Consider the following 23,762-nt stretch of genomic DNA (forward strand, 5'->3'; position numbering starts at 1 on the left):
GAGAGAAGTCGTGGATGGCCGGGTCATCTGGCGCGAAGACGCGCTTCGCGCTTCTGCCCGGCCATGACGCGTTAGGTTGGTCAGTCTCTACGCCGCGATGATTTCCTGGCGCTGCTCGCCGAGGCCTTCGATGCCGAGGGTGACGACGTCGCCGACATTGAGGAACTGCGGCGGCTTCATGCCGGTGCCGACGCCGGGAGGCGTGCCCGTGGTGACGATGTCGCCGGGCAGCAGCGTCATGAACTGCGAGACGTAGGAAATGCACTTCGCCATGGTGAAGATCATGGTCGAGGTCGATCCGGTCTGGCGGCGCTGGCCGTTGACGTCGAGCCACATCGACAGCTTTTGCACATCAGGGATTTCATCCCTGGTCACCAGCCACGGGCCGACCGGGCCGAAGGTGTCGTGCGACTTGCCCTTGGTCCACTGACCGAGGCGCTCGATCTGGAAATTGCGTTCCGAGACGTCGTTGCAGACGCAATAGCCGGCGACATGATTGAGGGCATCGGCTTCGCTGACATACTTGGCGCGGGTGCCGATGATGGCGGCGATCTCGACTTCCCAGTCGAGCTTGGTCGAGCCGCGGGGTTTTTCGACCGCGTCATTGGGGCCGGACAGCGCGGTGTTGGCCTTGATGAAGAAGATCGGCTCGGTCGGAATCGGCGATCCGGTTTCCTTGGCGTGATCGACATAATTGAGGCCGATCGCGACGAATTTCGAGATGCCGGTGACCGGCGCGCCGAAGCGCGGCGAGCCGCTGACGGCGGGCAGCTTGGACGCATCGAGGCCTGCGAGCTTGGCCAGCGAGGCCGGCGCATAGGCCTCGCCGTCGAGGTCCTTCACATGGGCGGAAAGATCGCGCAATTGGCCGGATTTATCGATCAGGCCGGGCTTTTCCGCACCCTTGGCGCCGTAACGAACAAGCTTCATTTTCTTCACTCCCTGGCGGGTTTTCTTGAGGATTTATCGACTTGGAATGCTTTTGGAACAGCGCGGGGGGAAATTCAACTGCCGATGCATGGTCGCGCTGCATTGCACACCCTCATCCTGAGGAGGCCGCAACGCGGCCGTCTCGAAGGATGGGCCGCGGCCTCATGGTTCGAGACGGCGCAAGCGCCTCCTCACCATGAGGGGAGAGAGGACAGCAATCAGCCCAACGCGATGAACTTGAAGGCAGCCCCCTCGCGCTTGATATGGCCGGCATTGAAGTGTCCGCCGATCACCAGCGTCGGCGTATCGGCAAAGCGCGAGAACAACTCGCGCCGCGTCGCCGCGGACTGTTTTGGATCGGAATCCGCGGTTGACGACCAGTCGAGATGGGCCATCTGGCAGGGATGGTGGGCGACGTCGCCGGTGAGCAGGGCTTCGTGGCCGTCTGACTTGATGTGGATGCTCACATGGCCGGGGCTGTGGCCGGGCGTCGGGATCAGGGTGATCTCGTCCGCGAGCCGGGCATCGGAGGCGACCAGATCGGCCCAACCGGCGTCGGCGATCGGTTTCACGGAATCGTTGAACACGGCCAGTTTATCCAGCTCTTCGTGGCTGTGGTCGCGCCAGTGCTCGTATTCGGTCTTGCCGAACACGTATCGCGCCCCAGGGAAAGTCGGCACCCATTTGCCGTCGACCAGTTTCGTGTTCCAGCCGACATGGTCGACATGCAGATGGGTGCAAAGCACGGTGTCGATGCTGTCGGGCGCGAAGCCGGCCGCCGTCAGGGTCTCGAGGAACGGATCCTTGCGGTTGTTCCAGGTCGGCACGTTGCGGCCCTGCTTGTCGTTGCCGAGCCCGGTATCGACGATGATCCGGTGCGACGGCGTTTCCACCAATAGCGAGTGGATCGACATTTTCAGCCGGCCTTCCTCGGTGGCGAAATGCGGGATCAGCCAGGGCAGTTTCTGGGTCTCTTCATTGGTCGCGAGCGGCAGGATGAAGCGGGTGCTGCCGACGGTTTCCATTTCGACGACCTTGGTGATTTTGACCTTGCCCACATTCCAGTGCATCCGGCGCTTCCCTGTTTTATTCGGCGTTCTTGTTCCGGCTTACCGCGCGCAGTCGACGATGACGGTGCCGAGCTTGTCGCCCTTCTCCACCGCCAAATGCGCCTGCGCAGTGTCCGACAGCGCAAACTGGCCGGCGACGTTGTGAAGACGGGGGCCGGCCGCGAGCCATTTCGTGATGTCGGCCTGGGCTGCCGCCAATAGTGACGGCGGCAGCGCGAACAGCACCAGCGCGCGCAAGGCGATGCATCTTTCCATCAGGTCGCGCATCGGCACCAGCGGCGTCCGGTTGCCGTTGGTGGCGTAGATGGCGATGGTCGAATTCATGGCCATCAGTTTCAAGGTGATCTCGATGTTGCCGCCGAAATCGACATCGACCACGCGGTCGACGCCGCGCTGCCCGGTGAAGGCCAGCACCTTCGCGATGACGTCCTCGTTGCGGTAATTGATGACGAGATCGGCGCCGGCGAGCCGCGCCTGCTCCGCCTTTGCCGCCGAACTGACGGTCGCGATCACCTTGGCGCCGCCCCATTTGGCGAGCTGCACGGCATAATGGCCGACAGCGCCGGCGCCGCCGGTGACGAGCACGGTCTGTTCCGCGATCGGTCCGTCGCAATAGAGGCAGCACCACGCCGTCATGGCGGGGATGCCGAGCGTGGCGCCTGATGCAAACGACAGATGGTCCGGCAGCGGCGTCACCAGATGTTCGGCAAGCGTGATGTACTCGGCCGCGGTACCGAAAGCGCGGCCGTTGCGCTGGCCGTTGAACAACCAGACCCGCTGACCGACCTTCAATCGTGTGACGCCGTCGCCGACCTGATCGACAATCCCGGCGCCATCGCTGTTCGGAATCACGCGCGGATATTCCAGCGCGCGATAGCTGCCGCCGCGGCGGCCGACATCGGCGGGGTTGACGCCGGACGCCTCCAGCCGAACCCGGACTTCGCCCGGGCCCGCCACCGGCGTCGGCATCTCGCCACAGGTCAAAACCTCGGGCGCGGGGCCCGTTCGTTCGTACCAGACTGCTTTCATCTAACGCCCCTTCGGCGGCACTAGAGCGTGCCCGGAAATGCGCCGCCGTCGAGCAGGATGTTCTGCCCGGTGATGAAGCCGGCCTTGGCGCTGCACAGGAACGCGCAGGCCTCGCCGAATTCCTCGGGATCGCCGAAGCGTCCGGCCGGATTGAGCTTGGCGCGTTCCGCCAGTACCTGCTCCACGGAAAGACCGCGCTTTTCAGATTCGCCCTTCGCCGTGCCGCGCAGGCGGTCGGTGTTGAAAGGGCCGGGCAACAGGCCGTTGATGGTGACGTTGTTGATGACGGTCTTGCGTGAGAGGCCGGCGACGAATCCGGTGAGGCCGGCGCGGGCGCCGTTGGAAAGGCCCAAAATCTCGATCGGCGCCTTCACCGCGGCTGAAGTGATGTTGACGATGCGGCCGAACTTGCGCGCCATCATGCCGTCCACCGTCGCCTTGATCAGTTCGATCGGGGTCAGCATGTTGGCGTCGATCGCCTTGATCCAGTCGTCGCGGGTCCAGTTGCGGAAGTCGCCGGGCGGCGGGCCGCCGGCGTTGTTGATCAGGATATCCGGATCGGGGCAGGCTTTCAGCGCGGCCGCGCGGCCGTCCGGCGTGGTGATGTCGCCAGCCACCTCGGTGACGGTGACGCCGGGGTTGGCTTTGCGGATTTCATCGGCGGTCTTTTTCAGCGCTTCGGCGCCGCGCGCCGTCAGCGTTACGTGCACGCCCTCGTTGGCCAGCGCCATTGCGCAGGCACGCCCGAGTCCCTTGCTGGATGCGCACACGATGGCGCGGCGGCCTTTGATTCCAAGATCCACAGTTTCACTCCCGTTATGTCAGGTGATTTTTTGAAGTCCGATGGGGGCACTGTAACCAAGTCAGGCATCCCTGATAAGTGCCTGCGCGCTCACCGAAACGCATATCAGTAAGGCTATTATATCTGCTGGTTTCGCTTCAGCCGATCGAGGGTGGCGGCGACATTCGGCGGTAGCGATTTGACGCCTTTTTGTCCGGCCGCCGAGAGCCATGGCCGCAGGTGCGAGCCGGTCAACCAGGGTGGCTGAAGCCGCGGCGGCAGCATCTGGTCGACGACCAGAACGACGGTAACCGCGATCAGGCCGACGCGCACTGCGCCCAGCACGGCGCCACAGAGCCGGTCCACGATGCCGGCTTGCGTTCCGGTGGCCTCGTCGACCGCCACCCGCGCCAGCTTTCCGAGCGCCATGCCGGCGAACAGAAAGATGCCGAAGAACACCAACCCGTTCTGCCCCAGCACGGAGGCGAGATTGCCGCTCGCGGACGGCGACAGCGCGGACATCGCCCACATCGCGATCGGCGCTGCCACCAGATAAGCGAGGATCGTGACCGCGCTGCGCACCAGTCCGGTGTTGAAGCCGGTGACGATGGCGAACACCAGGCCGACACAGACGATGCCATCGAAACTGTTCATGGCGAAACTCTCCGCCGGCTCCAGTACGATGGTTGTATCAAGGAACCGGGTTCGCGATTGCTAAAATCGTCTGTATCCGCGTCATTGCGAGCGAAGCGAAGCAATCCATGCTTCCGCCGCAACATGGATCGCTTCGTCGTGGAGCCTGTCATCGGGCGCGCATTCGCGCGACCCGGTGGCTCCCTTGCACAAACGCTTTGCGTTTGTTGCAGGCAATGACGGGCGCGGCTTACCCCGCCCGCATCTCGGCCTTGATCATGTCGGCGGCCTTCTCGCCGATCATGATGGTCGGCGCGTTGGTGTTGCCGCCGATCAGGGTCGGCATCACGGAGGCATCGACCACGCGCAGGCCTTCGAGGCCGTACACTTTCAGCTTGGGATCGACCACCGCCATCGGGTCGTTGACGCCCATCTTGCAGGAGCCGACCGGGTGATAGACGGTATCGACGCGCTGGCGCAGCAGCTTTCGGATGTCGTCGTCGGTGTGCACGCCTTCGGTGTACATTTCCTTTTTCTGCAGCGCCTTCAGCGCCGGGGTCTCCATCAGCCGCCGCGTGGTCTTGAAGCCCGCGACCATGGTCTCCAGATCCGCCTCGTCGCCGAAGAAATTCGGATCGATCAAGGGCGCAGCGAACGGATCGGCGCTGCCGAGCGCGACGGTGCCGCGGCTCTTCGGCCGCAGCAGGCAGACGTGGCAGGTGAAGCCGGTGCCGCGATGGCGCTTGCGGCCGTGATCGTCGGCCATCGCCATGCCGAAATGCAGCTGGATGTCGGGGATGTCGAGGTCGGGGCGAGTCTTGAGGAAGCCGCCGCATTCGGCGAAGTTCGACGTCATCGGCCCGCGGCGTTCGCGCCGATACTGGCCGACGGCACGTAGCAGCCGCGGTATGGCCTTGAGCGAGAGGCCGTTGAAGTTCGGATTGTCGGACATGTAGCCGAACACGAAATCCGGATGGTCCTGCAGGTTTTGTCCGACACCCGGCAGATGATGTACGCTCGCAATGCCGTGCTTGCCGAGCGCAGCAGCATCGCCGACGCCGGACAATTGCAGCAGTTGCGGGGTCTGGAACGCGCCGGAAGCTACGATCACCTCGCGCCGCGCGCGGATATGCTTCAGCTCTTTGCCCTGGCGGTATTCGACGCCGACGGCGCGCTTGCCCTCGAACAGGATGCGGGTCGCATGCGCGCCGGTCTCGACCCGCAGATTGGCACGGTTATTCATGTGCGGATGGATATAGGCGCGCGCCGCGCTGCAGCGCTCGCCGTTCCGCTGCGTCACCTGGTAGATGCCGAGCCCTTCGTGTTCGTCGGCATTGAAATCCTCGCGAAGGCGAAACTGTCCTTCCTGCGCCGCCTGCAGGAAGATCTGCTGCACCGGATTGTCGGTGCGCAGCTTGTTGACGGAGAGCGGACCGTCCTTGCCGTGATACTCGCCGCCGAAATCGGCGTTGTTTTCCGAGCGCTTGAAATAGGGCAGCACGTCGCTGAACGACCAGCCGGTGTTGCCGAGCGAGGCCCATTGATCGTAGTCCGCACGGTGGCCGCGGATATAGACCATCGCGTTGATCGCCGACGAACCGCCGAGCCCCTTGCCGCGCGGCTGATAGCCGATGCGGCCGTTGAGGCCCTTCTGCGGGACGGTGTTGAAAGCCCAGTTGTTGACGTTGCCGGCGACCATCAGCACCAGCGCGAACGGCGTCGTCACCACCCAGTTGTCGTTCTTGCCGCCGGCATCCAGCAGCGCCACCGAGGTCCGCGGATCCTCCGACAGCCGTCCCGCCACCGCGCAACCGCCGGAGCCGCCGCCCACCACCACGAAATCGTATGTATCCGTCACGCGTATTTCCCCCAGTTGTTCTTGTTCGTCATTCCGAGGCGATGCGTAGCATCGAACCCGGAATCCCGAGGCTTCTCGGTCGTTATTCGCCCCAAAACTCCGCTTTTGCGGGGTTTATGGCAAGGCCGGTTCCAAACGGTGGTTTTGCCGCGTTTTCGGCGTCACAAAAACCTCAAAAACCGAGGCATTGGGCCTTTCCAAAGCAGGTGCACGTTGATACATACCCCTCGCACCCGATGGCTTTGCCCGGGTTGCCTTCTCAGGAAGCCTCCGGTCGGGACGATCGACGCCCAAAGCGTTGGCCGCTTTCGCTTCGGATCAGTTTTTCGAAAGGCATCGCAACGGTTTAACGCGGGGTGGAGCAGCCCGGTAGCTCGTCAGGCTCATAACCTGAAGGTCATAGGTTCAAATCCTATCCCCGCAACCAAGCTAAGATGCTGAATTTAAAGCACTAGATTGAAAAGCCGCCCTTTGGGGCGGCTTTTTTCTTTTCAAGAATCGCCACCGAGTCGCCACGGCGCTAAATTCGTTTGCCTGGCTTTGGCCGGATGTTTGTTGCCGGCAAAGCGTGGTCGATCTCCATAGGCGTTCGATCTGTTCGAGAACCGTGCCGCATGTTCGAATCCCTCTCGCTCCGCCAGCTTGGCCGCAGCCGTCTGTTCTCTGCGCGAAGATGTTGGCAATTGAGCCCAGTATTTGCAGCGATTTCTAATTTGGGTTCCGGGCCTCTAAACGGCGGAATGGGCCGGAAATCCCGGCTTTTCGCGCGTTTAAATTTGTCTCTGAAGCTTCGGTTTACCGAATTCAAGGGGTCTACGGCCTGATCCGCGAATATACCCGTCTTGCGGAGGCTATCGGTGGAGACCAGTTCGATCAGGACTGTTCAAGCGAAATGTGCGGGCTAGCGCTACGCGCTTAGATGTCCATGGATGGTCAAGCGGTCAAAGCGCAGATGTTCACTCCGTTCTTCACGACCAAACCGCCTGGTGAAGGCACTGGACTTGGCTTGTCGATGAGTCATGACATCGTTGTGAAGCAGCATGGCTGCAGGATCGATGTGGAGACGAATTCTGGAGAGTTCGCCGAGTTTATTATCACATTGCCGCGCAACGACAGCATGGCCGCCCGCCGGAAAGTGGAATGACCCGCGATTGGTGCCGAACGGACAGGCCGACTGCATTGAACGATTTCTGCTGCAACGGCAAACCGGTTTGTCTTCTTTGACGTTGGGTCAATCGCTTGTCTACTTGTTGGCACGCTTTCGAGCGATCGGCTGACCAGATGTGCCCCAGTTCCACGCGGCGGATCAGGACGCCGAAGGACAGATGCAGTTGCGCAGCCGTAGCGGCTTTCGACCTCGCAAAGTCTCAAGCACGGCTGGAGGCAACGGCTATGACGTCTGCGCTCTCGCTCGACCGACCTGCCGACAAAAACTGTAAATAACTCATTAAGTTAGCTGGCAGCACTTTGAATTGAAGTGTTGCCATTGGGAGACAGGGGCTGACGCGGTATCGGGCGTAAGCTCTACGTGGAATTTGCACCAAACGTCCTTAAACCGGGGATTGATCATGAAGAAGATATTATTGAGTGCGGTGGCTCTCGTCGTGCTGGGTATGGCTGCTCCTGCATCCGCTGCTGATCTTGCGGCACGGCCTTACAAGGCGGCCCCAATCGCAGCTCCGATGATGTACGACTGGTCGGGGTTCTATATCGGTGCGAACGGCGGGTACGGCTGGGCGCGGCAATGTCTTGATATCACCCAGGTGGGTGCCGTTAACGTGTTCAGCGAAGGCTGCAATGATAAGGGTGGAGGCGTTGTCGGTGGCCAGATCGGTTACCGCTGGCAAGCAAGCAACTGGGTGTTTGGATTGGAAGCTCAGGGCGACTGGGCCAATCTTCGTACCGAGCGTGTTTTCGTGAATACGCCATTGCTGGCCACAAACACCTGGAAATCCACCATCAATGGTCTGGGCCTCTTCACCGGTCAGGTCGGTTATGCCTGGAATAACACTCTTCTTTATGTGAAGGGCGGCGCTGCTGTTGCAAACCAGCGCTTTGACATCTTCAATACTGCAACCGGCATCGGCCTCGCGCAGGCGGAGCGGACCCGGTGGGGTGGGGTGGTCGGCGTGGGCTTGGAGTACGGCTTCTCGCCGAACTGGACTGCCGGCATCGAATACGATTACCTCTTCAGAGAGAGCGACAGCCGCACGATCTTGACGCCTACCCTGCAAGTCCCCTCGGTCACCGCCAACACCAGGACAGATATCAGCATGATCACTGGCCGCATCAGCTACAAGTTTGGCGGTTACGGTGCTCCGATTGCAGCCAGGTACTGAGCTAGTCTGCATTTCCTGCGTAACACTAAAGCCCCGGCATAGTCCGGGGCTTTTTGTTCTTAGCCCGCTCCCGCGAGTGCTGCGGCCGCGGTGCCTTGTTGCCGGTCACGCTCTGTGAGCGGATCTCATTGTAGTTTTTACGCGGACCCCAAAAAGCACTTCAGGCTTCCTGATGATCTTGCTTGCCGGCCCGAAACACCATCGACACAGGCGCCGCCGTGTCGCCATTACTTGCGCAAGGACGTTTCGTCCGGAATCTGCGGGTGATCTCCCAATTCAACAATCGAGCCGATCGAAAGCGTCCAGGCCGTGTTGCTGAGACGACCGTTAGCATAATCGCTGATCCAACCTCAGGACAACCGCCCCGATTTCGTCCTGAACTTACAGACATGGCCCCAGATAAAACGGCCGCCATGGGGGATGGCGGCCGTTACTCAGGTGCGGTGGGGGCACCGCTTCCGGTGGGCAGTGGATGCTCTGGAAATTAACTCATAGAAGATTTTGAACCGGCCGGTTTGATCAATGTCAACACAGGGTTGCCATTCAACGCGTTGCGGGTATTCCCAAAGCAGGCCTCAAAGATGCAAACCGCATTCAATTGATTCATAATCATAACAACGTCCTGACCATTGATCCGGATCAACCGGTGGCCTCAGCTTTCGGGCAGCTTAGCGCAACGGCTATTGCAGCCGCGTTAGCCAAATCAGGACGTCAATGGCCGACACTTGGTACGTTACATTTGAAGTTCACAAACGCGGTGCATTGCCCAGAAGGCGAAGCCCGCGACAGACCAAAACGTTTGATACCGAAGTGCAAGCCAAGAGTTTTGCGCGAGCCAAACTTGACGAGGGGCTGGTCGTCTATGCCGGCACAATCAACCCATCCCGTCCGAGACGGTTGATTCCGTCTGTCGGAATCTCGAATTGGATTGAGGAAGAACGAGATTAGAATACCGCAAGTTCTCTAGGCGGGATTATGGTCGCGAAACGCGGAGCTGAGTAAGCGACTGCCGCGAGCGCATGTTGCTTGTCACTTGGGCCAAGCGACCGCTTCTGGGGCGCAAAGCGGTCAGTCATTACGACGGGTGGATACGCTTTCGCCATCGGGCGTTGCCTGGCTTTGCCTCACGCCCCCTTCGAAGTACACGCGTGTTCCGTCCCAGGAACACTCAACGATTTCGATTTGCCCGTTCCGCCCTTGATAACGCCCCAGCAATTTCACGGCCGACAACCACATTAAGAGCTAAGCATCATAACACATGCGCTAAACATCTATTATCATGTGACGTTCAACGCGCCAACCGTTTCGGAATTGCACATAATGTTTCCGTACCCTTGCGAGAAAATCGGGTAAATCCGCTCGGCCGTCTCAGTTTGTTTCCAATGAATCAAGATTTGCATATGATATACTTTGCATCCAAACTGATGCTCGAAACAATAGTTTGGATAGTATAGATATATTCGACGTAAATCTCACTGGAGACGGCCATTAGATGATTACGGCCAACCAACTGAGGGCGGCCCGTGCGCTGCTGAACATGGATCAACGGCAAACTGCCGATCTTGCAGATCTTTCAGTCCCTACCATCCAGCGCATGGAGGCGAGCGACGGCGTTGTCCGCGGGAACGTCGATTCTCTGATGAAGCTGATTTCCGCGCTGGAGAATGCCGGGATCGAATTGATCAATCCGGGTGTTACGAGCTCAGCCGGCGGCCGCGGCGTTCGCCTCAGGGAAGATGTTACGAAGCCAAAGATGAAGAACATGAAGCAGTCCAAGCCCTCGCTGCTGCGGACTTTGGCGCGGACTCGATGAATAGTGTGGAAGACGCTCAGACAGCATTTCAAGATCAATACGCGGCGTCGGTTGCGGCATGCGCGTCTGCTCCGAAACTGGCCACGCAAACGCTCGCCGGTGCCGACCACAATATGGGCGCGGCAGCGTAGGGGCCGAGCTGCCAATTCATCGCCACAAGGATGTCGGGAGGCGGCTGCAGGGCAAGCCGGCTTGGAATAGCCGAAGTCGTTTCCAGAGCCTCAAGTGGAAGTGGCGCTTTTTGCCGTTCGATCGAGCAGGGAAAGAAGTCCCTGCAAAATCGTAACGGGCGGTGGCGGACAGCCCGGAATATGAAGATCGACGGGAACGATCTGCGAGACCCCTCCGACCACCGCGTAGCTGCCGGCAAAACACCCGCCATCTCGTGCGCAGTCTCCGAGGGCAATGACCCATTTCGGGTCGGGGGTCGCATGATAGGTTCGCTCCAGTGCATCGCGCATGTTCTTGGTCACGGGCCCCGTGACCAAGAGAACGTCGGCGTGGCGTGGAGAGGCGACGAAGCGAATACCAAAACGTTCGACGTCGTAATAGGCATTGCTCAGCGCATGGATCTCCAGCTCGCAACCATTGCATGACCCGGCATCGATTTCGCGGATCGAGAGGCTTCTGCCGAGGCGTCGCCGGGCGGCACGCTGCAAGGCCGTGGCGAGTTCTTCGACGGCGGCCTCGTCGAGCGCGGGAGCCTGCTCCGTGAGCGGGCCCCGGAAGAAATTTTGAAAGAGAAGTTTGCGCATCGTCTTCTCCTACAGGTCCTGCCCGGAATAGGAACAGTTGAACGATTTGTTGCAGAGCGGGAAGTCGGCGACGATGTTGTTTTCGATGGCCGCTTCGAGCAGCGGCCATTGAAACCAGGATGGATCGCGAAGATGGCAGCGGTCGACCCGGCCACCGTCGAGCCGGAGCCAGACCAGGATGTCGCCCCTGAAACCTTCGACCAGCGCCATGCCCTCGCGCGGCTCAGCCACGGAGGGGATCGGTACGTTCAGCGGGCCGCCGGGAAGCCGCTCCAGAATCTGATGTACCAAGGAAAGACTCTGCTCGACTTCCCGAATCCGGATCCAGACGCGGGCATTGACGTCACCCTCGTCGAGCACCGGCACCTCGAAACGCAGATCGCCATACGGCGGATAACCGGGAGTGCGACGGGCATCGAACGTCCTCCCGGACGCGCGACCCACATAGCCTCCGGCACCGTATTGTTTTGTTAACGCCGCCGTGACGATACCGGTGTCGACGGTACGATCCTGAAGCGAGGCGGTGTTGTCGTAGAGTTCGACCAAGACGGGAAAGCGAACGTGGACATTGTCGAGCACCGCGCGGATGCTTGCCTGCCCCTTTTCGTCGAGATCGCGAACCAGCCCGCCGGGCACGATGACGTCTCGCATCAGGCGGTGACCGAAGGCTGTGTTCGCGGCGCGGAGAATGTCCTCACGCAGCACGTTGCAGTGGGCCTGCATCAAGCCGAACGACGCGTCGTTGCAGATCGCGCCGATATCGCCGAGGTGATTGGCAAGCCGCTCAAGTTCGGCCAGCAGCCCCCGCAGCCAGACCGCGCGGTGTGGCACTTCCAGTTGCAGGGCAGCCTCGACGGCCTTCGAAAACGCATAAGCATAGGCGACGGTGCTGTCGCCCGATACACGTCCGGCGAGTTGCGCGGCGCGCTCGATACTGGCACCTCGCATCAGCCCTTCTATACCCTTGTGGGTATATCCCAGCCGCTGTTCCAGCCGGACCACGGTTTCGCCGCTGGCGGTGAACCGGAAATGTCCGGGTTCGATAATGCCGGCGTGCACCGGACCGACCGCAATCTGGTGCAGGCCATCGCCTTCCGTCGGCAGGAAGCTGTAGGGCGAAGTCGTCGCCAGCGCGTCGATTCGACTTCCCAACGGGAAGCGCACGCCCCAGCGGTTGTGATCGAGCCAGGGCCGGGTGTCGGGCAAGCCTTCCGCCGACAGTCCGAACAGATCATTGACCGCGCGCTCCAGCCGAAGCGCCGGCGGGTGGTACTTGCCGACGGAAGGGTAAACGCGATCAGGGCAGTCCAGGCTGACGACCGCGATCTCAGCGGTATCCCGGTCCATAATCGCCATGTGTACCGCCGAGAGTTCACCCCAGAGCCCAAGCAGGCTCCAGCGTCCCTGTGCCAACTCGCTTGCTGCAAATTGCCAGACCGAAGCGTCAACCACGACGCGCGGCCACGGATGATGTTGCTGGATCTTGCGGCCTTCCAGCATCAGGTCAATCAGCGACGGCATGTCACGTTTATCCTCCGCTATCCAAGGAGACGAGCCACATTCTGGAACCAGACCACGAGCGGCGCGGGCAGATAGATTCCTGCGCCCAGAACCAATGAAAGATGCGCAAACATCGGCACGTAGGAAGCTTCCGCCGACGCCGTGCTGCCGCGGGGCGCGCCGAAGGCGACGCTGGTCAGGCGCAACGTCAATGCGCCAAACGCCAGCAGAAGCCCGAACACCAGCACGATCGCCAGTAGCGGCTGCCGCGCGAAGGTCGAACTCACGACGAGAAATTCGCTCATGAAGATGCCGAGCGGCGGCAGTCCGGCGATCGCGACCACGCCCACTACGAAACCCCAGCCTAGTGCTGGATGGGTCACCGTCAGGCCGCGGATCCTGTTGATCCGCTGCGTGCCCTTGATCTGCGAGATATGGCCGACGGCGTAGAAGATCGCCGACTTGGTCAGGCTGTGCATCACCATGTGCAGCAATCCTGCAAAATTGGCCAGCGGGCCGCCCATCCCGAACGCAAACACGATGATGCCCATGTGTTCGATCGAGGAGTAGGCGAACAGCCGTTTGATGTCCCGCCGGCGGTAGAGCATGAAGGCGGCGAAAACCAGCGAGACCAGACCCATCGTCACCATCAGCGGGCCCGGAGCGATCGCGTTAGGATTGGCGGCGAGCAATATCTTGAAGCGAAGCAGCGCATAGAGCGCGACGTTCAGAAGCAGACCGGACAGCACCGCGGATATCGGGGTCGGGCCTTCGGCGTGGGCATCGGGCAGCCAGGCATGCAGCGGCGCGAGGCCGACCTTGGTCCCATAGCCGAGAAACAGGAATATGAAGGCAACATTGAGCAGGGCCGGATCGAAGGCCGCCGCATGCTGGATCAACAGCGTCCAGACCATGCCGTCCTGGCCTTCGCCGACGATCGGCCGCGCCGCCATGTAGACGAGGATGGTGCCGAACAGGGCGAACGCAATTCCGACGCTGCCCAGGATAAAATATTTCCACGCCGCTTCCAGCGCGGCGTGGGTGCGGTAGATGCCGACCATCAGCACGGTGGTGAGCGTGGCGATTTCGACCGCCACCCACATCAGGCCGATGTTATTCGACACGAAAGCCAGATTCATACCGAACATCATGGTCTGGAACATGGCGTGGTAGAAACGCAGATAAACCGGCGTCAATCGCTCGGTATCGAGTTCGTGGGCGATATAGCTCGCGCTGAAAATGCTGGTCGTGAAGCCGACGAAGGTATTGAGCACGATGAAGACGATGTTGAGATCGTCGATCAGCACGTAGGGTCCAGGCTGCGGTCGCTCGATGACGAAGAGGGAAAGCGCCGATAGAAACGTCGCGAGACTTGCAATGACATTCAGCCGCGCCGTCAGCCGGTAGCCGGGCAGGATGGCCAGCAACGCTGCCGAGCCGATCGGAATCAGCAGCACCGCCGCCACGGGATCGAAGGAAGGCAGGTTCATCGGTGCTCGCCCCGGTAGTCGTCGAGGGCGGAAACGTCGACGGAATCGAAGCGTTCACGGATCCGGAACAGGAAGATACCGATGACGATGAAGGCGATCAGGATCGAGAACGCCACGCTGATTTCGACCACCAGCGGCATGCCCCTGGCGCCGGTGGCCGCCAGCACCAGTCCGTTCTCGAGCGACATGAATCCCACGACCTGGCTGACGGCATTGCGCCGCGTCACCATGACCAGAAGTCCGAGCAGAACGACCGAGAGTGCGAAGGCGAGATCCTCGCGCGCCAGCGGATCGGCCTCGGCGGTGACCCGCAGCATCAGCACCATGGAGAGCGCGACCAATGCCATCCCGGCCAGCATGGTCGGGCCGATCCCCACGGCCGACTCAATGTCGCGATGAATGCCAAGCTGCTTGATGATGCGATGCAGCGCCACCGGAATAACGATCGCCTTGAAGACGAGGGCGATGGCCGCCGTGATGTAGAGATGCGGCGCTCCCTGAACGAAGGCTTGCCAGGCGACCGAAAGCGCCAGCACGACGGCGTGCAACGCAAAGACGTTGAGCAGCGAATAGAGTCGATCCTGGTACAGCATCATGAAGCTGATCAGGACCAACCCGCCGGCCAGCGTGTGCGAGACGTCGAAGGCGAGGCTGTGCATCTGCATCAGAAGCTCCTCGACACGAACAGCAGCAGCGTACCGAGCAAGCCCAGCATGAGTGCGGCCCCAAGGAATTGCGGAACGCGGAAAACGCGCATCTTCGCCGTGGCGGTTTCAAACAGCGCAAGGAAGAAGCCCGCTGCCGCAAGTTTGACGATATAGGCTCCGGCGCCGACGGCATACGACAGCGGACCGGTACCGAAGACTGCGATCTTCCAGGGCAGGAACACGCAGGCGATCAGCGAGATATAGAGCAGCAGTTTGAGGAAGGCGCCGAATTCGATCATCGCGAGATGACGTCCGGAATATTCGAGCACCATCGCCTCGTGCACCATGGTGAGTTCCAGATGCGTGGTGGGGTTGTCGATCGGGATGCGCGCGTTCTCGGCGAGCGCGACCATGATCAGCGCGATCACCGCCATCCCCAGCGATACCCGTAGTCCGACGTAGGACGAGGCCATGAAATTGGCCACGGTCGAAAGCTGGGTCGAGCCGGCTACCAGTGCCAGGCAAAAGAAGATTAGCAGCATCGCCGGCTCTGCGAGTGCTGCGATCATGACCTCGCGGCTGGAGCCGATGCCGCCAAAGCTGGTGCCGACGTCCATTCCTGCGAGCGCCAGAAAGAAGCGTGCGCTTCCGAGCAGCGCAACGATGGCGATCAGATCGGCGGTCCAGTTGAACAGCAGGCCTGTCGCAAAGGTCGGCACCAGCGCGGCGGCAACCCAGATCGCGGCAAAGGTCACATAGGGTGTCACGCGGAACAGCCACGAGGCGTTGTCGGCCAGCACCACCTCCTTGCGGAGCAAGCGCAGGAGGTCGCGATACGGCTGTAAGACCGACGCTCCCTGGCGCAGTACCAGCCGCGCCTTGATCTTGCGCACGAAGCCGGTCAGCAGCGGCGCGAGCAGCAGCACCAGCAGCATCTGCACACCCTGTACCACGATGTCTGAGATCACGACCATATCGCGAGCACCAGAAGCAACGTGACGAGGGTGGCAAAGACGAGACTGAGATATCGCCGGATAGTCAGGAACTGGAGACGGTTGAGCCGATCGGCTGAAAAGCCGACCGCACCCGCGATTGGCTGATAGATTCCCTCCCAGACCAGATCATGCAATTCGATCCGCAGCCGCGCCGGCCTGGTATCTCCGGGGGCCGGCATGTCGACGTGGTCGCGCGCGCTAAACACGAGTGTGCCGAAAACTCGGCGGATCGGCTGTGCGAAGCTTCCGGCCGAATACTGGGCCGCAGGCGTCGGGTCGGAGAAACCGCAACCCCAGGCGGGTCCCCGCCGCAGCGCATGCGAGGCGAAGCGATGGATAACGAAGACGGCAAGAGAGGCGGATATGGTGATGAATAGCATCACCAGCAATCCGTTGTACGAACTGCGGCTCTCCGCAATCGGCACGATTGAAAGCCAGGGTTCATTGGCCTGGATCGGCATGCGGCCACCGAGGATCTCGGTCGTGACCGGCGAAAGCGCATCGATCACCAGTCCCGGCAGGATTCCGGCCAGCAGGCAAAGCGCGGCAAGGATAAACATGGCTGACAGCGAGTAACGGTCGACCTCGTGGGCGGTTTCCGCGGCCGTGCTACGCGGCCGCCCGAGAAACGCTATCCCGTAGGCCTTGACAAAGCAGGCCGCGGCCAACGCGGCCGCCAGGGCCAATAGCGCGCCAACCGCGGGCACCGTGACCTTCAGCGCCCATTGCGGCAACTCCGGACTTTGCAGCACCGCCTGGAACATCAGCCATTCCGAAACGAAGCCGTTGAAGGGCGGCAGTGCGGAGATCGCGACGCAGCCGACGAGAACGACGAAGCTGGTGCGCGGCATGCGATGAATGAGGCCACCCAGCCTGTCCATGTCCCGCTCGCCGGTCGCGGTCAGGACCGCGCCGGCGCCGAAGAACAGCAGGCCCTTGAAGAAGGAGTGATTGAGCACGTGAAACAGCGCCGCCGTGAAGGCCAACGCCGCCGCGAGCTTCAGTCCGTTGGCCTGGAAGGCCAGGGCGAGGCCGAGGCTGGCAAAGATGACGCCGATGTTTTCAATCGTGCTGTAGGCCAGCAGGCGCTTCAAATCCTTTTCCATCATGGCGTAGAGGATTCCCATGACGGCGGTGATGCCGCCGAGGATCAGCACGACGACGCTGGCCCACCAGGTTGGTGGCCCCAGCAGGTCAAAGATGACGCGAATGAAGCCGTAGATCGCGACTTTGGTCATGACGCCGCTCATCAGCGCCGACACGTGGCTGGGGGCGGCGGGATGCGCGAGCGGCAGCCAGACATGCAATGGCACGAGACCGGCCTTTGAGCCGGCGCCGAGCAGCATCAGGATCAACACCAATGTCGCGGCGTAAGGCGTGTGTTGTGCGGCGCGGATGGCCGCGAATCCGTAATCTCCCGCCGGTCCCGCCAGCAGGCCGAAAGCCAGCAGCAATGCGAGCGTGCCGAAGCTTGCCATCACCAGGTAAACATAACCCGCCTTCGCGTTGCCCGGTTCACGATGGTGCGACATGACCAGCGCCCAGGAAGCGAGCGACATGAATTCCCAGCAAAGCAGATAGGAAAACGCGTCATCCGCCAGTACCACAAGATTCATCCCGGCCAGAAAGGCAGGAAAGAAGGGAAGGACGCGGTGCGGCGCCGGATCGTGGTGGCCATAGCCAAGACCGTAAAGGCTGGCCGATGCGCCTCCCAGATTGACGACGACAAGGAAGAACGCCGCCAGCGCATCGAGGCGGAAATGGGCGCCGAGCCACGGCAGTCCAATCGGCAAGGTCAGGCCGGAGTCATTGAGAACGTCACCGAGCAGACAGCGGATCGACCCGAACAATGCGACCAGGGAAACAGCCATAGTGACGCCGTAGACAATTGCCGTGGAACTCTTCGCGCCGCTCAGAACGAGCGCAAGCCCGGCGATCCCCAACAATCCCGCGGCACATGACATCTGCAAAACAACGGGAGACATCAAGCGCGGCCCCGCGTTCCGTTCGATGCTTTGTGTTCTCGCTGACTGTCCAAATCGGCTTTAGCTGAACGCGAATTCATCTTCAGTCGCACGCCGCGGCCCTGCGAATTGCTGAGGGCTCCTTCGTCGATCATCTCGATCCCGGCGGCGTCGAATGCGGCAATCAACTTGACCAGCGAATCGACATTGCCTCGAACCAGCGCTTCGCTTGCCTCCATTCGCTGGATGGTAGGCGCGGAAAGTCCGGAGAGTTCTGCGAGTCGGCGCTGATCGATGCCGAGCAGCAACCTGGCAGCCCGCAATTGAGCTGCCGTGATCATCGATATCTGTTTCACCGTCGGGATCCCGGCCAATATCAAACATCATTTTCCATCCTAACTAATGATGTAATATTGTCAATAATTGATATCTAGGATATCTATTCTAAGGGATGCATTTCAGGCGCTGAAGTACGCGTTCGCGGGGTCCGGGCATATCGATCACCGGCGCAGCTTGAGCGAGACATTCTGCTCGCGCAGCAAACGGCCGTGCCCCGGAGTTTCTCAGGGCTGGTTGGAGGACGAGAGGGGCCTGCTATTTCGTTCAGACCGGGCCGCGGACTGCCGGCCTTGGCTCAGATCAGCAAGAAATACTCTAATCTTCTCAAAGGCCGCCGAATGAGGACCAATGACGCTTCAAATGGCCGCCGTCAGCGAATGTCGGTATCGGTGGTTGCGCCTCCCCGCAACCAAGTTGATGAAAACCCCAGCAATCTGAATAGATTGCTGGGGTTTTGTTTTTGAGGTCGAACCGTCGCCCGAACAAAATCAATGGCTCAGTTTGGTAGGTTCAAATCGCCCGCAACCAATTGCGGAATGCATAAGCGCAGCGGGCGAACGGCGATGATGGCGTATTCCTTCGTGTCAGCGAGGAGGGTTTCGAGAAATGCTTGGCCTTACGGATCGTTGACGTGCAATCCGATCATCCTCGTCGTCGAACGGCGGAACGCATCTCTGTGGAAATGGCGGTTGATAGCGCCGCGTCGCCCGCTCGCGCACCGAACACCAGAGTAAGGCCAACTCAGTTGGCGGCGTTTCCCGCGCGCAGAACGAGCCGGATGCTCGGAGCGACGGTTCAAGCGACCGACCTAATCCTTTTGGTGTACCCCGCGGTAGTTTCCCAAGCCGGAATAAACTTCCTTGCAGGGGCAGGAGCTAAAGCGCCCGATAGTCTGTGGATGATCCAATTGCCTAGTCCAGGCGTCGACAATGTCCGATCCACGATCACGAACGCCGGAGCTAAATTTCCGCCGAGGCATTAGCTATGCTGGCGGCCTGGTCGTAATTGGAGTGATCTATTTCGCCCTGGCAAAAGGCGGGCTTGCTCTCGCCTCCATTAATCCTAGCGCAACGCCAATTTGGCCACCAACGGGTGTCGCGCTGGCGGCGGTGTTGTTGTGGGGATATCGGATTTGGCCCGCAATTTTCACGGCGGCGGCGATCGCCAATGCGACGACCGCCGGCTCGGTTGCCACCGCAATCGCGATTGCGACCGGTAACTCTCTTGAAGCGGTAGTTGGCGCTTACCTGATCAATCGATGGTCGAGCGGATGTGGTACGTTTTCGAGGCCAAATTCTGTCGCGAAGTTTACTCTGATTTGCTTCGTAATCGCGACACCGATCAGCGCCAGCATTGGACTGACCAGCCTGGCAACCGCCGGGTACATCGAACGAACGAATTTCGCGAACGCCTGGGTCACATGGTGGCTGGGAGATGTGACCGGCGCGCTGGTCATTGCCCCCGTTATCGTGCTTTGGGCGTCGAGCCACTACCGCGCTTTCAACCGCAATGAATTTTTAGAGACGGTCGGCGTCCTCGTAACGGCGGCGGCTGTTGGACTCATAGCTTTTAGCCCCCTGATCGAGCAAACGCCGAGCCGCGATCCACTGGGTTTTCTTGCGATCCTGCCAATGTTGTGGGCGGCGTTGCGCCGTGGTCCACGTGACACCGCAACGGTTGGGCTGGTGCTTGCGGGCATCACGATTTGGGGAACGCTCGCGGGCGGCGGCCCCTTCACGACCGCGGATCTCAACGTTTCGTTCCTGCTGGTGTTGATGTTCTTGATCAGTATTACCGTTCCAAGCCTGTTACTGAGCGCCGACGTCGAGGTGCGCAAGAAAGCAGAGAAACGTCTGCGCAGCGCGCAGATCGAACTGGAACGGAAGGTTGCAGAGCGCACGCAAGAGCTGGAACTCGCCAATGCCGCAAAATCGCGCTTTCTTGCCATGGCAGGCCATGATTTGCGGCAGCCATTACATGCGCTAGGGCTGTTCGTTGCCCAGCTGCGCACACCGCTCAGATCGGGAGAAAGGACGAGGACGATCGAGCGGATCGATGCAACGCGCAAAGAAATGGATGAAATGCTCAATTCGCTCCTGGATATTTCCAGGCTCGATGCCGGGATCCTTACACCCAATCTTACCGAATTCCCGATCGCGCGCCTGTTGCAAAAAATTGAGACGACGTTCGATCAGGCAACGCGGGAAAAAGGCTTGCGTCTACGCGTTGTGCGAAGTGAAGCCTGGGTGCGGAGCGACACCATGCTGCTGGAACGCATACTGCTCAATCTGGTATCCAATGCTGTGCGCTATACATTGCGGGGCGGAATCATCGTCGGATGTCGCCGGCGCGGTGGAATGTTGCGTATCGAAGTATGGGACAGCGGTCCCGGCATTCCTGAGGACCAGAAGCAGAATATCTTTGGCGAGTTTTTTCAGCTTCCTGCCCCAGGACGGAACCCGTACGGCAGCCTGGGGCTCGGCCTGGCTATTGTCGACAGGCTTCGCGTACTTCTCAACCATCAAATCGACTTAACTTCGACTGTGGGTCGAGGTTCGCGATTCGCAATCCTGGTTCCGATGGTCGATGAATGCGTCAGGTCCGACGAGTCCGTCGACTCACCTCACCCCGCAGCCTTTGCGGTAGAAGGCAAGGTCATTCTTGTTATTGCCGATGCTACAATTCAGCAGGAGGGAACAGGCGGATTACTTGGCAAATGGGGATACTCCGTCTTTACCGCCGGATCCGACGAAGCTGCACTTATCCGACTTGCTGAGCGCCAACAACGCCCCGATCTCATCATCTCGGATTATCATCTTGCGAGCGGAAAGACCGGGATCGGAGCGATTGACCAAATCAATGCGGCGTTTGGTTCATCAATTCCAGCTATTCTTATCAGCGGCGATACGGCACCTGAACCACTGCATCACGCCAAGGATCGAGGATACATTTTGCTGCACAAGCCTGTCGACCCAATGCGGCTCCGCGCTGTCGTGCACGAACTCTTTAGGGATCATGACGATAGGAGAGACACCGGGGCGGCTTTATGACTCAGATTTCGGCGGCAATTCCCAGCCCATTTTCCCCGCCTTGATTACTGCCTCGGTGCGGCTCGTTACGCTGAGCGCCTTGAGTATGACCGTGATGTGGTTCTTAACTGTCGGCACTGCCATATTGAGGGTCTTGGCAATGGCCTTGTTGCTTTTTCCCTTCATCAGCAGCGCAAGCACTTCAGTCTGCCGATCGGTCAACCCGAGACCCTTGAGAGGGTCGCGCGTCGCCAGCCTATTTGCAGGCCGCGAAGACGTTGTTTCCTCCAGAATCGCCGAGGGAATGTAAATACCGCCCGAGAACACTAACTTGATGGCGTTGAGCATCACCTCACGTTCGGTGGTTTTCGGGATGAAACCCAGCGCGCCAAGTTTGAAAGCGCGCTTGACTGTATCTTGATCATCCGAGGACGAGAGAATGATGATAGCAATGGTCGCATAGCGGTCACGCAGTTCGCGGAGGACAGAGAAGCCATCCCGATCAGGCAGATTGATATCAAGCAAAATGAGGCTCATGTCGGGATGTTCGTCGACTATGCGCATTGCCTGACGGCTGTTCGAAGCTTCAAATATCGCGGCGTCTCGCTTCAGTTGTTTCAGGACACCGTGCAACGCCTCGCGGATCAATGCATGATCGTCGACGATAAGTACCTTCATAAAGCGCTCTCCGTCATCCAATTGCACGGAGATCCAATTGAAAAAAATCATACACCCGCCATCGGGTCTTTGGCGAGGAAGAAGCTGGCGAAAGACCGGCTCCCGAAACCGCCCATCCTCCATCGTTGGCCCAACCAGCGATCCGCGGTCCGGCACTCAAGGTAGGAGCCGAATGCCGTTGTGTGCTGTAGTTGCAATCACCTCACAGCAGGACGGAAGAGAGCGAGTGCGGACCACGAGGCTCAAGGTCTCCTGTCCTGTGCGCAATGGGTGAAGAGTTCATGAAGAGTCTGACGGATGTCAAATTGATGCCGAGATCCGTACGGTACCTTGATCATAGGACCTAGGAACCTCTCCGGGTGGACCTTCGGCTGATTGACGCGCCGTGCCGTTGAATGATGATCGTCGACCGACCGCCTCACGCGTTACGAGGTTCGACCAAGCGCCGCGATATGATCGTTATCGCAATAGCTGTTGTGGCCGGGTTCGGCGTGAAGCAGTTTTAGCCGCGGTGTTGTCACAAACCGGCAGTACGGCGGCAAAATTTTTTATCAAATTGGGTCCCTCTTGCAGCGTGCTCGCACGCCGAACGAGGCAACCAGATGCATGATCGAACTGCCACCCCGAAGCCGTTGGTAGGCGCGCTGCCGGAGCTGAAAGGCGACGGCCGCGATCTGCGCATTGATGCGTGCCGCGGCATCGCGCTCTGGTGCATCTTTCTTGACCATGTCCCCAACAACATCGGGAGCTGGCTGACGCTGCGTAACTACGGCTTCAGCGATGCCGCGGAAGTATTCATGTTTGTCTCGGGTGTGACCTGTGCAATGGCCTACGGCAAGGCACAGTTGCGCGGGGGCTGGACCGGCGCGATCGGCCGGACGCTGTGGCGAAGCTGGGATATTTATGTTGCATTTCTGCTGCTCACGCTCGCCTGCGCCATCATGGTTCACCTCGCGGGCGGCGGCCGTCTTGCCGACGAGAGCAATATGCGCATTCTGTTGGAACAGCCGGGCGTGACGCTCGCGCACGCGGCGATCCTGCAATACCGCCCCGTCAACACCGATGTCTTGCCGCTCTTCGTGCTCTATCACCTTTTGTTCGTGCCGCTGCTGTGGCTGCTACTGCGCGTGCCGAACGCAACGATCGGCGCGTCGCTGTTGCTTTACGCGCTGGTGCACGTCTTCGGCTGGACCATCCCGGCATGGCCGAGCAGCCACTGGTTCTTCAATCCGCTGGCTTGGCAGCTGCCGTTTGTGCTTGGCGCGTGGTGGATCATCGAGGGCAAGAGATTCCGGCCGTGGGTGGCTTCACACACCGCGCTTGTGGCTGCCGTTCTCTATCTGGTGTTCAGCCTCATCATCGCATTGAGCTGGAGCATCAAACCGCTGGAAGCACTGGTCCCGCAGGCGTTGCTGAAGCTGCTTTACCCGATGGACAAATCGAATCTCGATCCGTTGCGACTGCTGCATTTTTTGGCCCTTGCGGTTCTGGTTGTATGGTTCGTGCCTCGCAATTGGCGAGGGCTGACGTCGGCGGTGATGCGCGGCGCCATTCTCTGTGGCCAGAACTCGCTGCCAATCTACTGCCTCGGCGTTCTGCTGACGCTCGCCAGCCACTTGGCGCTGCTCGACATCTCGGAGGGGCTGACAATGCAGATCGCGCTCAGTGTTGGTGGCATCCTGGTGATGATCGTGGCGGCGACGCTACTGAACCTGGTCAAGATCAAACCCAGGCAGCAGTCGCAGGCGAAGCCCGTCGAACAGCCAACCAATTTTGAGATGGTCATCAATCTCCAGACAGCCAAGGCGCTCGGCGTTGATATTCCGCCCACGCTGCTCGCCCGTGCCGTCGAGGTGATCGAATATAGAGATGCTGCCTGCTCCGGTGCGCGAGTCCGGAATTAATGGCACCT

Annotated in this window: 18 protein-coding genes, 1 tRNA gene and 1 pseudogene; 6 read left to right on the forward strand and 14 right to left on the reverse strand. The window is 60.3% G+C overall.

Translation table 11 applies throughout. The annotated features are described in order from the left end of the window. Window positions 1-87 precede the first annotated feature (87 nt). From FFI89_RS04680 to FFI89_RS04705, 6 genes are all read right to left on the reverse strand, one after another. Entirely contained in the window at window positions 88-930 is an 843-nt protein-coding gene (locus tag FFI89_RS04680) for a fumarylacetoacetate hydrolase family protein (protein WP_138833345.1), read from the reverse strand. Between the two features lie 218 nt (window positions 931-1,148). Beyond that, window positions 1,149-2,000, reverse strand: a complete 852-nt coding sequence (locus tag FFI89_RS04685) for an MBL fold metallo-hydrolase (RefSeq protein ID WP_138833347.1) — start codon at window positions 1,998-2,000, stop codon at window positions 1,149-1,151. Between the two features lie 39 nt (window positions 2,001-2,039). Continuing rightward, window positions 2,040-3,029, reverse strand: coding sequence for an NADPH:quinone reductase (locus FFI89_RS04690; protein ID WP_138833349.1), 990 nt, complete (start codon window positions 3,027-3,029; stop codon window positions 2,040-2,042). Between the two features lie 20 nt (window positions 3,030-3,049). Next, the gene (locus tag FFI89_RS04695) at window positions 3,050-3,832 is read right to left on the reverse strand and encodes an SDR family oxidoreductase (RefSeq protein ID WP_138833351.1); all 783 of its coding nucleotides are present in this window, start codon (window positions 3,830-3,832) and stop codon (window positions 3,050-3,052) included. A 116-nt stretch (window positions 3,833-3,948) separates the two neighbouring features. Then, window positions 3,949-4,464: a CvpA family protein gene (locus FFI89_RS04700; protein ID WP_138833353.1), complete on the reverse strand. Its 516-nt coding sequence runs from the start codon at window positions 4,462-4,464 to the stop codon at window positions 3,949-3,951. 229 nt (window positions 4,465-4,693) lie between these two features. Continuing rightward, complete coding sequence (locus FFI89_RS04705) at window positions 4,694-6,301, reverse strand: GMC family oxidoreductase (RefSeq protein WP_138833354.1); 1,608 nt, start codon at window positions 6,299-6,301, stop codon at window positions 4,694-4,696. Between the two features lie 350 nt (window positions 6,302-6,651). Here FFI89_RS04705 and FFI89_RS04710 point away from each other — a divergent pair. From FFI89_RS04710 to FFI89_RS04735, 4 genes and pseudogenes are all read left to right on the forward strand, one after another. Further along, window positions 6,652-6,728: transfer RNA gene (locus FFI89_RS04710), tRNA-Met, on the forward strand. Between the two features lie 513 nt (window positions 6,729-7,241). Then, window positions 7,242-7,445, forward strand: a pseudogene (locus FFI89_RS04715) (ATP-binding protein); the annotation flags it as partial. A gap of 424 nt (window positions 7,446-7,869) precedes the next feature. After that, window positions 7,870-8,640, forward strand: coding sequence for an outer membrane protein (locus tag FFI89_RS04720; RefSeq protein ID WP_138833356.1), 771 nt, complete (start codon window positions 7,870-7,872; stop codon window positions 8,638-8,640). Between the two features lie 1,492 nt (window positions 8,641-10,132). Next, a complete protein-coding gene (locus FFI89_RS04735; protein ID WP_138833360.1) occupies window positions 10,133-10,453 on the forward strand; it encodes a helix-turn-helix transcriptional regulator in 321 nt (106 codons plus the stop codon). A 221-nt stretch (window positions 10,454-10,674) separates the two neighbouring features. On the opposite strand, the gene FFI89_RS04740 is transcribed toward FFI89_RS04735, so the two are convergent. The 7 genes from FFI89_RS04740 to FFI89_RS04770 are packed head-to-tail and all read right to left on the reverse strand — an operon-like array spanning window position 10,675 to window position 18,145. Then, complete coding sequence (locus tag FFI89_RS04740; protein ID WP_138833362.1) at window positions 10,675-11,208, reverse strand: NADH-quinone oxidoreductase subunit B family protein; 534 nt, start codon at window positions 11,206-11,208, stop codon at window positions 10,675-10,677. 9 nt (window positions 11,209-11,217) lie between these two features. Further along, a complete protein-coding gene (locus tag FFI89_RS04745) occupies window positions 11,218-12,729 on the reverse strand; it encodes an NADH-quinone oxidoreductase subunit C (protein ID WP_138833364.1) in 1,512 nt (503 codons plus the stop codon). Window positions 12,730-12,746: 17 nt separating this feature from the next. Further along, complete coding sequence (locus FFI89_RS04750; protein WP_138833366.1) at window positions 12,747-14,198, reverse strand: hydrogenase 4 subunit F; 1,452 nt, start codon at window positions 14,196-14,198, stop codon at window positions 12,747-12,749. Continuing rightward, window positions 14,195-14,857 (reverse strand): hydrogenase-4 component E, encoded by a 663-nt coding sequence (locus tag FFI89_RS04755; protein ID WP_168213143.1) that lies wholly within the window; start codon window positions 14,855-14,857, stop codon window positions 14,195-14,197. The genes FFI89_RS04750 and FFI89_RS04755 overlap by 4 nt, the downstream gene beginning before the upstream one ends. A gap of 5 nt (window positions 14,858-14,862) precedes the next feature. After that, window positions 14,863-15,819 (reverse strand): respiratory chain complex I subunit 1 family protein, encoded by a 957-nt coding sequence (locus tag FFI89_RS04760; protein WP_138833370.1) that lies wholly within the window; start codon window positions 15,817-15,819, stop codon window positions 14,863-14,865. Continuing rightward, complete coding sequence (gene hyfB / locus FFI89_RS04765) at window positions 15,810-17,825, reverse strand: hydrogenase 4 subunit B (RefSeq protein WP_138833372.1); 2,016 nt, start codon at window positions 17,823-17,825, stop codon at window positions 15,810-15,812. The genes FFI89_RS04760 and hyfB overlap by 10 nt, the downstream gene beginning before the upstream one ends. Further along, window positions 17,825-18,145, reverse strand: coding sequence for a helix-turn-helix domain-containing protein (locus FFI89_RS04770; protein ID WP_138836093.1), 321 nt, complete (start codon window positions 18,143-18,145; stop codon window positions 17,825-17,827). Before FFI89_RS04770 ends, hyfB begins: the two co-directional genes overlap by 1 nt. Before the next feature lie 927 nt (window positions 18,146-19,072). Between FFI89_RS04770 and FFI89_RS04775 the strand changes: the two genes are divergently transcribed. Beyond that, the gene (locus FFI89_RS04775) at window positions 19,073-21,193 is read left to right on the forward strand and encodes an MASE1 domain-containing protein (protein WP_138833374.1); all 2,121 of its coding nucleotides are present in this window, start codon (window positions 19,073-19,075) and stop codon (window positions 21,191-21,193) included. Here the strand turns inward: FFI89_RS04775 and FFI89_RS04780 are convergent. Next, a complete protein-coding gene (locus FFI89_RS04780; protein WP_138833376.1) occupies window positions 21,188-21,850 on the reverse strand; it encodes a response regulator transcription factor in 663 nt (220 codons plus the stop codon). The two genes, FFI89_RS04775 and FFI89_RS04780, sit on opposite strands and share 6 nt — an antisense overlap. A 602-nt stretch (window positions 21,851-22,452) precedes the next feature. On the opposite strand from FFI89_RS04780, the gene opgC reads away from it, so the two are divergent. After that, window positions 22,453-23,754, forward strand: a complete 1,302-nt coding sequence (gene opgC, locus FFI89_RS04785; RefSeq protein ID WP_168212786.1) for an OpgC domain-containing protein — start codon at window positions 22,453-22,455, stop codon at window positions 23,752-23,754. Window positions 23,755-23,762: the final 8 nt, after the last annotated feature.

Source organism: Bradyrhizobium sp. KBS0727 (assembly GCF_005937885.2).
GTDB lineage: Bacteria > Pseudomonadota > Alphaproteobacteria > Rhizobiales > Xanthobacteraceae > Bradyrhizobium.

Coding starts and splice junctions, on each gene's coding strand:
- hyfB (WP_138833372.1), bottom strand. CDS start 17,825: ATGTCTCCCGTTGTTTTGCAGATGTCATGTGCCGCGGGATTGTTGGGG.
- FFI89_RS04745 (WP_138833364.1), bottom strand. CDS start 12,729: ATGCCGTCGCTGATTGACCTGATGCTGGAAGGCCGCAAGATCCAGCAA.
- FFI89_RS04720 (WP_138833356.1), top strand. CDS start 7,870: ATGAAGAAGATATTATTGAGTGCGGTGGCTCTCGTCGTGCTGGGTATG.
- FFI89_RS04685 (WP_138833347.1), bottom strand. CDS start 2,000: ATGCACTGGAATGTGGGCAAGGTCAAAATCACCAAGGTCGTCGAAATG.
- opgC (WP_168212786.1), top strand. CDS start 22,453: ATGCATGATCGAACTGCCACCCCGAAGCCGTTGGTAGGCGCGCTGCCG.
- FFI89_RS04750 (WP_138833366.1), bottom strand. CDS start 14,198: ATGAACCTGCCTTCCTTCGATCCCGTGGCGGCGGTGCTGCTGATTCCG.
- FFI89_RS04735 (WP_138833360.1), top strand. CDS start 10,133: ATGATTACGGCCAACCAACTGAGGGCGGCCCGTGCGCTGCTGAACATG.
- FFI89_RS04775 (WP_138833374.1), top strand. CDS start 19,073: ATGTCCGATCCACGATCACGAACGCCGGAGCTAAATTTCCGCCGAGGC.
- FFI89_RS04770 (WP_138836093.1), bottom strand. CDS start 18,145: ATGATCACGGCAGCTCAATTGCGGGCTGCCAGGTTGCTGCTCGGCATC.
- FFI89_RS04760 (WP_138833370.1), bottom strand. CDS start 15,819: ATGGTCGTGATCTCAGACATCGTGGTACAGGGTGTGCAGATGCTGCTG.
- FFI89_RS04700 (WP_138833353.1), bottom strand. CDS start 4,464: ATGAACAGTTTCGATGGCATCGTCTGTGTCGGCCTGGTGTTCGCCATC.
- FFI89_RS04680 (WP_138833345.1), bottom strand. CDS start 930: ATGAAGCTTGTTCGTTACGGCGCCAAGGGTGCGGAAAAGCCCGGCCTG.
- FFI89_RS04755 (WP_168213143.1), bottom strand. CDS start 14,857: ATGCACAGCCTCGCCTTCGACGTCTCGCACACGCTGGCCGGCGGGTTG.
- FFI89_RS04780 (WP_138833376.1), bottom strand. CDS start 21,850: ATGAAGGTACTTATCGTCGACGATCATGCATTGATCCGCGAGGCGTTG.
- FFI89_RS04690 (WP_138833349.1), bottom strand. CDS start 3,029: ATGAAAGCAGTCTGGTACGAACGAACGGGCCCCGCGCCCGAGGTTTTG.
- FFI89_RS04740 (WP_138833362.1), bottom strand. CDS start 11,208: ATGCGCAAACTTCTCTTTCAAAATTTCTTCCGGGGCCCGCTCACGGAG.